Origin of the sequence: Corallococcus sp. AB049A, from assembly GCF_003668885.1 — a bacterium.
Taxonomy (GTDB): domain Bacteria; phylum Myxococcota; class Myxococcia; order Myxococcales; family Myxococcaceae; genus Corallococcus; species Corallococcus interemptor.
In genome coordinates, this window is the sequence record NZ_RAWL01001073.1 from 1 (window position 1) to 452 (window position 452).

The following is a 452-nucleotide window of genomic DNA, read 5'->3' on the forward strand; positions in this document are numbered from 1 at the left end:
TCTTCATGATGGGCGCCAATCTGTTTTTCACTTTCAGATTCCATCTGTCGCTGGTGTCATCGGGCATCATTCTCGTCACCTATTTTCTGGCGGCGACGCAGTTTCCTGAAGACGCTTTCTACAAATTCGCTTTCGGCACCTTCTATATCTCCTGCTTCGTCTTCACGTCTTATGTGAACTGGAACCTGAACAGGGAACGCTACCATGTCTTCGTCAACGGGCTGGAAGCGAAGGCCCAGCAGAAGGCGGCGGATGAGCGTGGCCAGGCGCTGCTGCGTCTTTCCAACACCGATTCCCTGACCGGGCTGCAGAACCGCCGCGCCATCGATCACCATCTGCGCCTGTTGTGGGATAACTGGATGAAGAAGGAAGAAGGTTTTTCCGTATTCCTGATCGATGTCGATTTCTTCAAGAAATACAACGACCGTTATGGCCACCAGGAAGGCGACAAG

Annotated in this window: 1 protein-coding gene; it reads left to right on the forward strand. The window is 52.7% G+C overall.

Features of this window, described 5'->3' with window-relative positions:
* Window positions 1-452 (forward strand): GGDEF domain-containing protein (locus D7X55_RS40910; protein ID WP_147470492.1); only part of this gene is annotated, 452 nt, incomplete at both ends.